The organism is Rossellomorea aquimaris (genome assembly GCF_020171925.1).
Lineage (GTDB): Bacteria > Bacillota > Bacilli > Bacillales > Bacillaceae_B > Rossellomorea > Rossellomorea aquimaris_F.
Genome location: NZ_JAIVAR010000006.1, coordinates 54,803 through 67,674, shown reverse-complemented (window position 1 = coordinate 67,674; position 12,872 = coordinate 54,803). Strand labels below are relative to the sequence as shown.

Below are 12,872 nucleotides of genomic sequence, written 5' to 3'. Positions count from 1 at the left end.
CCTTTTAAACTTTGCAGTCAATGTGCATCCATGTATGTATAATTCAATTAACCCCGTTCATTTTAATACAGAATAAGGAATATCAAAGATTACCCACAGTGCTATTATAATGGGCAGCGAGGCGGCCCAAGCGAGAATGGGATTTTTATGATGGATGATGAGCATGGTGAACATCATGACCGTGAAGACAAGATCCCACCCGAAATGCCACCCGTGATGATACGTCATGATGCCAAATGCATATGTCATGCCTTCAGTGATCGCATAAATACCGCTCCATAAAAGCACCCATAAAATCTTTTTGGGAAGCGTATCAGGCAGGCGCCCGATAAATATGGCAACAGTGGAGGTATATTGTATCAACATTTTTAATAAAGCGATGATTGTGTGGTTCAAATGTAAGCTTTGTGAAATGAAATCACTTGACTGAAACTTCCACATCGGATAGTCAAATAAAAGAAATTGAGAAAGCAGGTCCCCGATGATGAAGAAAAGCATCGTAGGGTAGAAAGTAGGGAACTCCTTCCAATTACCAAACCTCCAACCCAGGAATGTATAAAAGAGTAAAAAGACAAGTATCATTTTATTTCCTCATTCTATTTTTTTTTAGTTTTCGGTAAAAGACTCCATTTATTCATTCTTTTTGCTGTATTAGCTAGGGGATCACGGGGGAAAGTAAAGGTACAAAGGAGCTGATTTAGATGGCAAAACGTAAAGCACAGCATGACGCCGCTGAAAAGAATAATAAAACTCCACTGAAGAATAAACAAGAAACCGAATTTGCTGCAGAATACACACATGGTGAAGATGCAAGCAAAAGGAAAAATAGGAATTCCGCCAAAGGGATGAAGGGCAGAAGCTGATGAAAAAGAAAAAAGAAGTCCCACGTGAAGAATTTGGTCAGGAATTCGGAGATGTCAATGCAGCCAAACTCATCGAATCTTCAATGAAGGATCATGCAAAACGAAAAGAAAGCAAGAAAAAGTGCTGAGCGATCTCGCTCAGCACTTTGTTTTAGTTGGACACAAGCTCCTTCTCAATCATGAACAGGGTGGATTGACCCGTTGATGGTTCGAAGTAAGCAAGTACATAGTGTTCCTCGCCATTTCGTGACACAATGGACTCCAGGAGTGTGTGTTTATATAGTTCCTTTTCCGAAAGGTTCAACTCCATGTATTCATTCCCGGCTATCTGTGGTGTTTGCAATAGTTCCTGATAGATGGATGAGCGTTCTTCCTTTGTCAATTCATGTGTCCACCAAGGCTTACGAGGCTTGTACCTTTGATTGTTTAAATAGTCAAGCTTCATAAGGCTTTCGATGACTTCCATATTGAAAGATCCATGTGAAGAAAGGAATTCATGCAGTCTCTTGAATAGGTCTTCCAATTGATGGCCGATCCTAGACCATCCACGGCTTTCCCAATAGGAACCGAATGCTTGAAAGAAGTCAAATGGCGTTTCAAAGCACTCCGTAACAAGGTATTCTATGGTTCCATCCATTCGATGATCATTCCAATACTTCTCAAGTACATCTTCAACCTGTTTGATTCTTAGGATGTCATCAAATGATAATACATTGTTACCAAGTATTTCATATGGAGAGTGATTCATATAGATGTAATTGTGATCATTTGCCCTTATTCTAAGTCCTGTTCCTCTAAGCATTTTCAAAAAGCCCAATTGAAGTTCTTCAGGGCGCAGCTCAAACACGTCATTAAAGGTTTTCCTGAATGAATGATAATCTTCTTCGGGAAGACCTGCAATCAAATCCAGATGCTGGTCGATTTTACCGCCATCCTTCACCATGGTGACCGTCCGGGTGAGCTTCTTGTAGTTTTGTTTCCTCATGACAAGGTCATTTGTTTCATCATTGGTTGATTGTACGCCGATTTCAAACCTGAACAATCCAGCAGGGGCCTCTTGGTTAAGGAATTCGATGACTTCAGGCCGCATGATGTCTGCGGTTATTTCAAATTGGAAAACCGTTCCTGGTAAATGTTCGTCTATCAGGAAACGGAACATCTCCATTGCATAACTTCTGCTGATATTGAATGTACGGTCAACGAATTTTATCGTCTTCGCACCATTTTTCATCAAGAAGCGGATATCATCCTTAACTTTCTCCCTGTCAAAGTACCTTACACCAACTTCAATGGAAGACAAGCAGAATTGACACCTGAAGGGACAGCCCCTGCTCGTTTCAATATAGGTTACCCTCTTTGATAGATGGGGAAGATCTTCCTCAAACCTGAATGGCGATGGGACCTCACGCAGATCGATTTTGTTTTGTTGTGGTTTGACCACCGGCTTATCACCTTCCAAGTAAGCAATCCCATGGACTTGTGACCAATCTTCATCACCATGCGCCTGATCCAGGAGCTGTTTTAACGTTTCCTCTCCTTCCCCCAACACAATGAAATCCACTTCGCCCCTCAAGCGATCGAGCCAATAGGGAACATCATATGTCACCTCTGGACCGCCAAGGACAATCTTCACATCCGGGAGGATTTTTCTCAGAACTTGAATTACTTTGATCGTCTCTTCGATGTTCCAGATATAGCAACTGAATCCAATGATATCCGGTTTTTTTGAGAAGAGATCGGTCGCGATGTTGAGAATAGGGTCCTTTATTGTATACTCTGCCAGTTCAGCTTGATATTCAGGCTCTATATAGGCTTTTAAACAACGTATCGCAAGGTTTGTATGGATATACTTTGCGTTTAACGTACTTAATACGACTTTCTTCATTAAAAATAACTCCTTCTTTTCCTGTATCATTCGAAAATAGAATAGTTGGATGATTTATTTTGATAGCATAAGCAGAAGACTGCTTTCCCCATTTTATCCGAGCTAGCGAAAAAGCTCAATATTTGTCTAAAAGTAATTCGAAATTAATGGATGAATAAGAAGGATTTCAGGGAAAAGTTCCGAATTATATAATAAGAATAATGCCACGATTAGACATTTGATGCTAAGAACGTACAAAGAACTCGATAGCTGTAAAAAAAAGGGACTGACCCATTCTATATGGGTCAGCCCTTTATCGGTGTATATAGGGTAGAAGCAGGCAAAGGGTTACTTGAAAAAAGTTCCCAATCTGCTTTTCCCAAACCTTTAAATGAACGGAATATGAACGGCGCACCAAAGTAAGATACCGTCATGCTTCACTGACAGCAGCTGACGGAATTACCTTGTTTTAACTTCCCTTCTCGATAGGACCTTTTGAAGCTTTGTAGACTTCAACTCGATGATTGGCTGTGTTATGGAAGTGAAGAACTTCGTCGAAAAAACCATCGTCAGAAGGAGCGATACAGCCAGCAATAGTAAAATGCCCGTTCGGGGCTCGATGCTATCCTTTAAATCACTCACCCTGAACAGGCGGATGATAAATCCGTGAAGCAGGTAGACATAGAGTGTGTATCTTCCCCAGTTCGTAAAGAATTGCTCTTTGCTCGGTACGAACGAATAGAAGCTGAAGATCATTACGATATTGAGTGAATAGACGATGGCCCTGACTCCAAGGCTGGTGACATCATTCCATTTGAACTCTCCATATGGCTTAGAGCCGAGCAACCATTTATCTGAGAACTCTGGAATGTAGTACATCCCTAGGAAAACAAGAACGACCATCACCCCTGCCATCACACGGGCCTTGCTTGTCTTAAAATACCTGAACTGTTCCTTATCCATGTAGTACCCCATCAAGAAGAATGGAAAGAATACAAACGTTCTTGATAGACTTAAATAGTTTGAAATCTCATCTACGAATCCAATCAGCAACCCAAGACCGAATGCCACGGACAATCCCACGACAGGCTTGAATTTAAACCATTTAATGAACACATATAAGAGTGCGTTCCAACAGAAAAGGCTGACAAGGAACCATAAGGACCAATGAGGATTCAACGGATCCAGTTCAAAAGTCGATTTATCATATAAGAAATGGTAATAAATGGTGTATATCAACTGGAACAAGATATAGGGAAGTATGAGTTTTTTTGCAAGCTTGCCTATATATCCTTCTTTGTAGAATCCTTTAGCAAATAATCCAGCTACCAATATAAATGCTGGCATATGAAAGGTATAGATGGTCTTGTAAAGTGAGAGGACGACAGGATCACTCTCAATATAAGACCGTATTAAATGCCCGAAGACAACTAAGAAAATCAAGATAAACTTTGCATTATCAAAGTAAGAATCACGTTGTTTCATTCATCATCACCGTCTTTTTTCATTCGAATTCTATGCTAGTTAAGTTTCTACCCTAGGATACAATGCAGGAAACCTGATTTTCACTGTTAATTATCACCAAAAACCATTGGTGTTATTCGAAGATTATAGTAGTTGAGACTTAAGTCGTCTCTTAACAATTTAGGGGGATGTAGATATGACTAAAAGCAGTAAGCTGGAAAGCCGAGTTTCTAAGGAAGAATGTCATCCTATCGATAGGGAAATTTGCTTAGCGTCACCGATGGCTATGGTTGTCATCAATGATGGGATGAAGATATGTTATGCGAATGAGGAAGCGTGCAAAACATTGAAGGCTGAGCTCGTATCATTGACAGGGAAGCTGTTCAGCTCTTTTTTTTCTTCCGTGCCATCCCCGATCGTTGCACATTATCAAGAGGTGATGGAGTCCGGACAATCCCTTGAAGACGAATCACTCATGAACACTGATGACGATCAAATCATCCACATTGAATTACTTCTAAGAAAATCCACCATTTCTACTAGTGCTTATTTATATTTTAAAGATGTGACTAAATCGAAGGAAAATGAACGGAAGGATCATTTGAATGTTCATTTGCTTTCTAATATTTTTCAAAATGCAACCGAAGGAATCGTCCTGTTCGACCTAGACGGAAACATCAATGATCTGAATCACGCTTTCTCCAAACAAGTAGGGCTGTTCAAGAGAGATATTATTACGCGCAATATTCGTTCGTTCATACCGGAAAACGCTCATTATAAAATAGAAAAGATCAAAGAGCTTCTATTAAATAACAGGAAAGCAAGAGGGGAAATACCGATCAAAGGGAAGAATGGTATATCCATCGTGGAATTCACAACGAGTCCTTTTGTCCACCATAAGCTTCATATGGCGATCCTGAGGGATGTAACGGAAAAGAGACAAATGGAAATCCAGGTGAAGCGGAATGAAGAATTATTTAAAGGACTCTTCGAAGAAGCAATCGATGCTATCGTCCTTTGGGACCAGGACGGAAGAGTCTTAAAAGCAAACGCATCTGCACTGAAGACCTTTGAGTGTTCCCTTTCCGAACTGCTTTCAAAGAAGATAAAAGATTTCGTTTACCCACTTGAAAGTCAGAAGTTCGATCATGTCATGGAGCAGTTATATAAAAGTGGCGCAGTAAGGGACGAAGTGCTCTTCCTGATGCCGAACAATCAATTAAAGCATTTAGAATTCACTTCAAAGCTCCATTCAGTGGATGGGTACAATATGACGATTTTCAGGAATGTCAGCGAGCGCTATCAAATGGAAAAGGAATTGAGGGAAAGTGAAGAACGATTCCGGAAGATCTTCGAGGGGTCCCTGGATGGTTTGTTCCTGACGAACCATCATTATGTTGTGGTAGATGCGAATCCTGAAGCAAGTAAGATCTTTCATCTTGATAAAGAGCAGTTAATAGGAAAAGACGTCAGGGAAATCCTGAACATAGAGCAGGATGATGAAACGTATCAAGAATATCTGATAAAATTGAAGGAAGAGGGGCAGTCCAGTTTTCTAAAGACATTCAGGCTGCATGATGATCGTGTCCAGTATATCGAACTATCATCTAAGTATAACCTCCTGTCCAATCTGAATCTTACAATCATCCGCGATATCACGGAACAGATCGAAATGCAGGAGCAACTGAGAAAATCAGATACTCTCAGTGTAGTAGGGGAGCTAGCGGCTGGAATCGCTCATGAGATCAGAAATCCGATGACAGCGTTAAAAGGGTTCATACAGCTGTTGGAGAATAGCGTGGGTCAAGACCATGAAATGTATTTCAATGTCATCACATCGGAATTGCAAAGAATTGAATCGATCATCACGGAATTCCTTGTACTTGCAAAGCCTCAGGCTGTACAATATCAGGAAACAAACCTGATCAAGATCATGAAAGACACCGTAGAACTATTGAGCGCCCAGGCAACGATGCACAATGTTCAATATGACGAAGTGTATCAAGAGGGATTGCCTCCCGTCTTTGCGGAACCGAATCAACTTAAGCAAGTATTCATTAATATCATAAAGAATGCAATTGAAGTGATGACACAGGGAGGCGTTATCACGATTGGAATACATGAAACACAGGATGACTGTATCCATATTGAAATAAGGGATCAAGGAAGTGGGATTTCGCGGGATAAAATCAAAAAACTCGGAGAACCTTTTTACACGACAAAAGAACGTGGAACGGGGCTTGGGTTAATGGTTAGTTTCAATATCATCAAAGAACATAATGGAAGGATCGAGGTAGATAGTAAAATTGGGGAAGGGACGGTCTTTCACATCTATCTTCCAAAGATGTAAATGGAAGGAGCTTGAGTTATTATGTCAGAAGAAACCATGTTCATGGATAGCCCAGTCGGTAAATTAGAGATAAAGGCTGACCTGGAGAACCTTTTATTGGTGAGATTTGCTCAAGAAGATGCCAAGTTGACGGATACGAATCATCCTGTCCTGCATGAAGCAAAGAAACAAATTCATGAATATTTCAACGGGGACAGGACAGAGTTTGAGCTTCCTCTTAAATTAGAAGGGACCGATTTCCAGCGTGAAGTATGGGCGGCGTTAAGTGAAATTCCATTCGGCAGGACATGCTCCTATCAGGATATAGCCGAACGCATCAATCGTCCCAAAGCGGTCAGGGCAATCGGGCAAGCGAATAAAGCCAATAAATTCCCGATCATCATCCCTTGTCATAGAGTGATCGGAAAGGACAAATCACTAACAGGATATGCTGGGAGGCAAATTGATAAAAAAGAGATCCTCCTGTCACTTGAACATTCTAATTAAGCCATGCTGTAGCATCTTTTCAAGGAAAAGATGCTTTTTTTATTGCACTACTAACGTGTGAATGAATCCGGATTGAAAAAAAGGTATTGTAAAATTCTTCTATTTAGATTAGTATCTAATTAGATGCTAATCTAAATAGAAGGGGTGATTGTATTTGCAACTGGAAAAACAAGTGGCTTTCCATAAAACAATGGGAGATCCAACTCGTATCAAGATTATCTCTTTATTATCGGCAGGTTCACTTCATGCAGGAGCCATTGCCGGGAAACTTGGTTTGACGGCACCAACAATTTCGCATCATCTCAATAAACTGAAAGAATGCAACCTTGTTTTCTCGAGAAGGGATAAAAATACAATTTATTATTTCTTGAACAAAAAAGTTATATCGCACCATGCAAGTGTACTAGAAGATTTCACGAATGAAGAAGGAGGCAAAGTTGAAATGAGCGATAAAATAATGAAGGAAAAACAAAAAGTAATGAATAATTTCATCGAAAAAAATGGAAGGTTCAAATCTATTCCAGCGCAGCAAAAGAAGAAACTTTTCCTGCTTGAACACATGGTGGAAGGGCTTAAGGTGGGGGTAAAGTACAGTGAGAAAGAGATCAATGAATATATTAAACAGTTTCACGATGATTTCGCTACACTAAGAAGGGAATTCATCATTCACCATTTCATGTTCAGGGAAAATGGAATATATGAGGTGAACCCAAGGGAAATGTGGAATTCAACACCATTGTATAAAGAATCTTAGAAGATCCCCCTTTAGCAAGGAGGATCCAATCCTATCTATTTTTGCGGGGATGACAATCGATTAGCGCTTAAGTGATATCCATGGGGGTAAGATGGGAGCCCCATGGACTCCCCGTTGTAAACAGTGAAAGCAGTCAATGCTTAGAATTAGCAAACGTGAACAATCCCGTTATGCTCTCTTTAAAGTCGGGATACAGCACGCCATTTTCAGTGATGATGGCCGTAATCAGTTCATGGGACGTTACATCAAAAGCAGGATTATAGACGTCGATTCCTTCAGGAGCCATTCTCTCACCGTTGATTTCCGTCAGTTCTTCAGGCGGACGTTCCTCAATCGGAATGCGATCTCCCGAATCAACGGAAAGATCAAATGTCGAGGTAGGTGCTGCAACATAGAAAGGGATATTGTAATAGTTACACAGTATCGCTAGCATCGACGTTCCGATTTTATTGGCCGTATCCCCGTTTGAAGCAATTCTGTCTGCCCCTACGATGACCGCCTCTATATTCTTTTCCTTGATCGTATGTGCTGCCATACTATCGGCGATGAGTGTCACTTCCACGCCTGATTGCTGCAATTCCCAAGTGGTCAATCTTGAACCTTGCAGGACGGGACGAGTCTCACAGGCATATACATGAAAGTTTTTCCCTTTTTCGGATCCGAGATGAAAGGGGGCCAATGCTGTCCCGTATTTACTTGTTGCGATTGAGCCTGCATTGCAGATCGTCAAGATGTTCCTTTTGTCCCTAAGCAGTTGAAGTCCATGTTCACCGATTTGTTTGCATACCACCTCATCTTCTGAATGAAGCTCAATGGCAGTGTGAAGGAGGATGGTTTTTGCTTCGTTCACTGATGTTGATTTATGCACAGCCCTTTCCATGGCATCGAGTGCCCAGCCCAAGTTGACGGCAGTGGGGCGTGATGAGTATAAGTACGTTTTATTCACGTTGAACTCTTCCATGAACGAAGGGAGATCATCCGCATCAGATTGAATGGAAGACAGTGCAAGTCCATACGCAGCGGTAATTCCGATTGCAGGGGCTCCCCTTACCTTCAGTGTGATGATGCTATCGTAGAAATCGCTCAACTCTCTTAATTCCAAGTATTCGATTATATGAGGAAGTTTTTGCTGATTTAAGATCAACAGGTGATCTTCCTTCCACTGTAGTGAAGTCGGGATGCTCATTGTATTTGTCATGAATGATCCCTTCCTTGCGATACATTTTTTAGGACCGTATCGATCAGTTCTTCCATGTTCGCGATGGTATGACGGCGAAGGATCAGTTCCCTTCCTAATGCAAGGCTGCATAATTTAGCGCTATACCGATATTCCCTGTCATCAATGGAGTCGAGGTCCGCGACATGGGCTAGCCCGATTGTCCTTCTGATCAGCTCGCATCCACCGAAACCGATGCTATCCCTGAATGCTTTTTCAAGAATATATTCCAAGTATCCATCCACTTTGGTATAGGCGTCCCCGCTCTCTTTCCAAAGGATTGAGAATTGCTCGCTGAAAACTTTCCAAGTATTTGTGATGTGAAAGATGATTTCATCCCTGGCCTCATCTGCATCCCTTGCGATTACTTGGAAGATCAGGTTCGCCAGGAATTGGCCGATATCGAATCCGATCGGACCATAAAAAGCAAATTCAGGATCGATCACCTTTGTCTGATTTTTGTCCGCAAAGATGCTTCCTGTATGAAGATCGCCGTGGAGCAGGGCTTCGGTTTCAGTGACAAAGCTTTTTTTGAGCTTGGCAACCTCAAGTTTGAGGTTGAAATCGTTCCACAGATCATTGACAGCAGGCAGCAATTCTTCCTCGAAGTCATTTGAATCACTATTGAAGAATGGATCGGTAAACACGAGATCCTCCGTTATTTTGCATAGTTCAGGGTTCGAGAAGGCTTTTACATACTCTTTCTTCTTGAAGGGATGAAGTGCATAGTCAGAAGTGTGGTACAGAGTGTTCGCCAGGAAGGTCCCGATATGATCGGATAAATGCGGAAAATCTTCCCCTTCTATTAGGGCTGACCGCAATATCCTAAGAGAACTGAGATCTTCCATCACTGTAATGGCAAGCCGATCATCTGAATAAAACACTTCCGGTACGAAGTCCTTCGCATGAATTCGTTGAAGCTTCAAGGCATTCGCTTCGATCCTGGCGCGTTCAATCGTCAATGGCCAGCTTTCTCCAACCACTTTGGCATAAGGCAATGCCTGCTTGACGATGATTCCTTTTTGCCCGGATTCATAAATATGAAATACGAGATTTAAATTGCCGTCACCGATTTCACGGCAGTTTAATTCTGAATGCTGAGGGAAGTAGTTCAATGAAACGGCCAAATCCTTCGCGGTTTGTTCGTTCAGTGATTGATAATGTGTTACAGGACTGATTGACATGTTGATTCCTCCTAGGAAAATTATCATTCGGAGGCTTTCCTGCAGAGCATTAGAAAAGCCTCTTTCTTTTGCGGAAAGAGGCTTAAAGAACGAATCTTCGCTGCCTCTTATCTCTCAGAAAGTTTTCTTTCTGTTGGAATTAGCACCGTGCCTTATGGAATCATCCGGCGCATTCATGCGCCCCGTCTCACAACGGTATTACGGTCGGTTGCTGGGCTTCATAGGGCCAAATCCCTCAGCCAGCTCTTGATAAGAGTAATATTTAATTGGTGGTTTTTATGTTTGAATAGTATCATTTTTCGGAATACAGAGTCAATATCTTTTTTTAAAAACGGGCAGATGCTGAACATTTCTTTCACAGAAAACGCACTCTCCATTAGCAAGAAGAGGCTTATTGGGCAGAGGATCAATAAAATTCCGGACGACGATCCTGAAAGATGGGGATCTTCCGCCTTACTTGCTCGACTAGATCCAAATCAATCTCAGCACTAAGCAACCCTTCTGTTTCATCCGCTTCTCTAACGATTTCCCCCCACGGGTCAATGAGTAAGGAATGTCCCCCGAACTCGTTATTGGGGTCGCTGCCGGTCCGGTTACAAGCAATGACGTAGCACTGATTCTCAATGGCCCTTGCCATCAGCAAAGCCTTCCAGTGGGAGATTCTTTGGGCTGGCCACTCTGCCACAACGAATACTGCTTTAGCCCCTTGAATCACGTGCTTCCTGAACCATTCGGGAAAGCGGATATCATAGCAGATCAGCCCTGCCATCTGAATTCCCATCAAGTTAAATGATCCATCCGTTGTACCAGGTAGCATATAGTGATGTTCATCCATCAGTTTAAAAAGATGCAATTTACTATATTGCTTGATCAATTTTCCATTGTTGTCGATGACAAGGAGGGTATTGGTGATGCCTTCTTTCGTCTTTCTTGCAACGGAGCCGCCAACGATATGGATGGAATGACGGGAGGCAAGTTCGGAAAGGAAGCCTGTGATTTCCTCTGCTTCTTCGTCAGCGAGCTCACCGATTCTCTTCAAGTCATAGCCAGTGGTCCACAGTTCAGGAAAGACAACGATCTCGCAGCCGTCCTCACTTGCTCGTTCAACCCACTTCAGAACTCGCTTCTTATTTTCAGCAGGGTCCCCAAATGTAATATCCATTTGTGCAATGCCTATTTTCTTCTTCAAGATAACACCTCATTATGAACGGTAGTTTGGAATTAACCCTTTACAATCACTCCTTTACGTTATATCATTTGTGACTAGAATTTGAAAGTAATAAATTTTCAAAAAATAGATCGAAGGTGAACAGGATGAAAACCTTTAAAAAAGCGAATCGAATCGAATCATTGCCGAACCAGTTTTTTGCGTCTTTGAGTTCCAACGTACAGAATGTAATGAAAGAGGGGCATGATGTAATCAACCTCGGTCAGGGAAATCCTGACCGTCCCACTCCCGATCATATCGTGGAGGCGCTCATGAACGCAGCAAAATCGCCAAGTAATCATAGATATTCCCCATTCAGGGGGCTGGATTCCTTTAAGGAAGCCGTGTCCGTTTTTTACAAACGGGAATATGGGGTGGACATCGATCCCTACAAGGAAGTGGCAATATTATTCGGTGGGAAGGCAGGACTTGTCGAGCTTCCACAATGCATCTTGAACCCCGGTGATACGGTGCTCGTCCCGGACCCGGGATACCCGGACTATTTATCAGGTGTTTCACTAGCGGAGGCACGGATGGTGACGATGCCGCTGATAGAAGAAAATGAATTCCTTCCTGAATATGATGCTATTTCACATGCTGATAGGGAAAAAGCAAAGCTGATGTTTCTGAACTATCCCAACAACCCTACCGGTGCGATTGCTACTCGTTCTTTTTTCGAAGAGACTGTATCGTTTGCTGAAGAACATGATCTATGCGTCGTACATGACTTTGCTTATGGAGCAATCGGTTTCGGGGGGGAGAAACCCCTGAGCTTTTTGGAGATTGAAGGTGCGAAGGATACAGGAATCGAAATTTACACGCTCTCGAAAACCTATAATATGGCAGGCTGGAGAGTGGGCTTTGCAGTAGGGAATGAAAGTGTCATCGAGGCGATCAATGTTCTTCAGGATCATTTGTATGTTAGCCTATTCGGTGCCATTCAGGAAGCGGCGGTGACCGCATTACTGGGACCCCAGGACTGTGTTGGACAATTGGTTGAGACATATGAATCAAGAAGGCGGGTCCTTATGGACGGTCTTAAAAAAATCGGATGGTCGGTGAAAGCGCCACGTGGTTCGTTCTTTGCATGGTTGAAGGTCCCTGAAGGATTTACTTCCATGGAGTTTGCGGATTTTCTGTTGGAAGAGGCCAGGATCGCCGTTGCCCCTGGGATTGGCTTTGGCGAATATGGTGAAGGGTATGTCCGGGTTGGATTGCTGACGGGCAACGAAAGGTTACAAGAGGCCGTTGAGAGGATCGAAAATTTGAAATTATTCGATAAAAAGATTGACAGAATTGAAAAATGATGACATAATCCAACTGAAATTAATTGAATCTTTGAATTCTTATCAAGAGCAGGCGGAGGGACCAGCCCTATGAAGCCCGGCAACCGACTTTTACAAGCACGGTGCTAATTCTTGCAGCAGTTCATGCTGAGAGATAAGAGAGAGTGACATGAAAACCTCTTCTTATCGAAGAGGTTT

12 protein-coding genes and 2 riboswitches are annotated in these 12,872 nt (G+C 42.3%); of the genes, 6 read left to right on the top strand and 6 right to left on the bottom strand.

From position 1 onward, the window contains the following. Nucleotides 1–57 precede the first annotated feature (57 nt). Nucleotides 58–582, bottom strand: coding sequence for a hypothetical protein (locus tag LCM10_RS16900; protein WP_224877462.1), 525 nt, complete (start codon nucleotides 580–582; stop codon nucleotides 58–60). Between the two features lie 119 nt (nucleotides 583–701). Between LCM10_RS16900 and LCM10_RS16895 the strand changes: the two genes are divergently transcribed. Beyond that, entirely contained in the window at nucleotides 702–863 is a 162-nt protein-coding gene (locus LCM10_RS16895) for a hypothetical protein (protein WP_224877461.1), read from the top strand. Further along, nucleotides 863–991, top strand: a complete 129-nt coding sequence (locus LCM10_RS20690) for a hypothetical protein (protein ID WP_263621543.1) — start codon at nucleotides 863–865, stop codon at nucleotides 989–991. Before LCM10_RS16895 ends, LCM10_RS20690 begins: the two co-directional genes overlap by 1 nt. A 23-nt stretch (nucleotides 992–1,014) precedes the next feature. Here the strand turns inward: LCM10_RS20690 and LCM10_RS16890 are convergent, their stop codons facing one another. Next, complete coding sequence (locus LCM10_RS16890) at nucleotides 1,015–2,748, bottom strand: B12-binding domain-containing radical SAM protein (protein ID WP_224877460.1); 1,734 nt, start codon at nucleotides 2,746–2,748, stop codon at nucleotides 1,015–1,017. Nucleotides 2,749–3,186: 438 nt separating this feature from the next. Then, complete coding sequence (locus tag LCM10_RS16885; RefSeq protein ID WP_224877459.1) at nucleotides 3,187–4,212, bottom strand: acyltransferase family protein; 1,026 nt, start codon at nucleotides 4,210–4,212, stop codon at nucleotides 3,187–3,189. A gap of 175 nt (nucleotides 4,213–4,387) precedes the next feature. Between LCM10_RS16885 and LCM10_RS16880 the strand changes: the two genes are divergently transcribed. From LCM10_RS16880 to LCM10_RS16870, 3 genes are all read left to right on the top strand, one after another. Further along, a complete protein-coding gene (locus LCM10_RS16880; RefSeq protein WP_224877458.1) occupies nucleotides 4,388–6,541 on the top strand; it encodes a PAS domain-containing sensor histidine kinase in 2,154 nt (717 codons plus the stop codon). A gap of 21 nt (nucleotides 6,542–6,562) precedes the next feature. Further along, nucleotides 6,563–7,027: a methylated-DNA--[protein]-cysteine S-methyltransferase gene (locus LCM10_RS16875; RefSeq protein ID WP_224877457.1), complete on the top strand. Its 465-nt coding sequence runs from the start codon at nucleotides 6,563–6,565 to the stop codon at nucleotides 7,025–7,027. Between the two features lie 154 nt (nucleotides 7,028–7,181). Beyond that, nucleotides 7,182–7,781, top strand: coding sequence for a metalloregulator ArsR/SmtB family transcription factor (locus LCM10_RS16870; protein WP_224877456.1), 600 nt, complete (start codon nucleotides 7,182–7,184; stop codon nucleotides 7,779–7,781). A 133-nt stretch (nucleotides 7,782–7,914) separates the two neighbouring features. Here LCM10_RS16870 and mtnA read toward each other — a convergent pair whose 3' ends face one another. The 3 genes from mtnA to LCM10_RS16855 form a co-directional block, all read right to left on the bottom strand. After that, nucleotides 7,915–8,979 carry an S-methyl-5-thioribose-1-phosphate isomerase gene (mtnA, locus tag LCM10_RS16865; RefSeq protein WP_224877455.1) on the bottom strand — a complete coding sequence of 355 codons (1,065 nt, stop codon included), beginning with the start codon at nucleotides 8,977–8,979 and terminating at the stop codon, nucleotides 7,915–7,917. After that, the gene (mtnK, locus tag LCM10_RS16860) at nucleotides 8,976–10,181 is read right to left on the bottom strand and encodes an S-methyl-5-thioribose kinase (RefSeq protein ID WP_224877454.1); all 1,206 of its coding nucleotides are present in this window, start codon (nucleotides 10,179–10,181) and stop codon (nucleotides 8,976–8,978) included. Before mtnK ends, mtnA begins: the two co-directional genes overlap by 4 nt. A gap of 104 nt (nucleotides 10,182–10,285) precedes the next feature. Next, nucleotides 10,286–10,437, bottom strand: a riboswitch (SAM riboswitch). A gap of 150 nt (nucleotides 10,438–10,587) precedes the next feature. Beyond that, nucleotides 10,588–11,370: a carbon-nitrogen family hydrolase gene (locus tag LCM10_RS16855; protein ID WP_224877453.1), complete on the bottom strand. Its 783-nt coding sequence runs from the start codon at nucleotides 11,368–11,370 to the stop codon at nucleotides 10,588–10,590. A gap of 125 nt (nucleotides 11,371–11,495) precedes the next feature. On the opposite strand from LCM10_RS16855, the gene LCM10_RS16850 reads away from it, so the two are divergent. Next, nucleotides 11,496–12,695: a pyridoxal phosphate-dependent aminotransferase gene (locus LCM10_RS16850; RefSeq protein WP_224877452.1), complete on the top strand. Its 1,200-nt coding sequence runs from the start codon at nucleotides 11,496–11,498 to the stop codon at nucleotides 12,693–12,695. 36 nt (nucleotides 12,696–12,731) lie between these two features. Next, a riboswitch (SAM riboswitch) is annotated at nucleotides 12,732–12,835 on the top strand. Nucleotides 12,836–12,872 lie beyond the last annotated feature (37 nt).

Excerpts from the sequence above, each read along its gene's own strand:
- LCM10_RS16900 (WP_224877462.1), bottom strand. The coding sequence starts at position 582 with ATGATACTTGTCTTTTTACTCTTTTATACATTCCTGGGTTGGAGGTTT.
- LCM10_RS16895 (WP_224877461.1), top strand. The coding sequence starts at position 702 with ATGGCAAAACGTAAAGCACAGCATGACGCCGCTGAAAAGAATAATAAA.
- LCM10_RS20690 (WP_263621543.1), top strand. The coding sequence starts at position 863 with ATGAAAAAGAAAAAAGAAGTCCCACGTGAAGAATTTGGTCAGGAATTC.
- LCM10_RS16890 (WP_224877460.1), bottom strand. The coding sequence starts at position 2,748 with ATGAAGAAAGTCGTATTAAGTACGTTAAACGCAAAGTATATCCATACA.
- LCM10_RS16885 (WP_224877459.1), bottom strand. The coding sequence starts at position 4,212 with ATGAAACAACGTGATTCTTACTTTGATAATGCAAAGTTTATCTTGATT.
- LCM10_RS16880 (WP_224877458.1), top strand. The coding sequence starts at position 4,388 with ATGACTAAAAGCAGTAAGCTGGAAAGCCGAGTTTCTAAGGAAGAATGT.
- LCM10_RS16875 (WP_224877457.1), top strand. The coding sequence starts at position 6,563 with ATGTCAGAAGAAACCATGTTCATGGATAGCCCAGTCGGTAAATTAGAG.
- mtnA (WP_224877455.1), bottom strand. The coding sequence starts at position 8,979 with ATGACAAATACAATGAGCATCCCGACTTCACTACAGTGGAAGGAAGAT.
- mtnK (WP_224877454.1), bottom strand. The coding sequence starts at position 10,181 with ATGTCAATCAGTCCTGTAACACATTATCAATCACTGAACGAACAAACC.
- LCM10_RS16850 (WP_224877452.1), top strand. The coding sequence starts at position 11,496 with ATGAAAACCTTTAAAAAAGCGAATCGAATCGAATCATTGCCGAACCAG.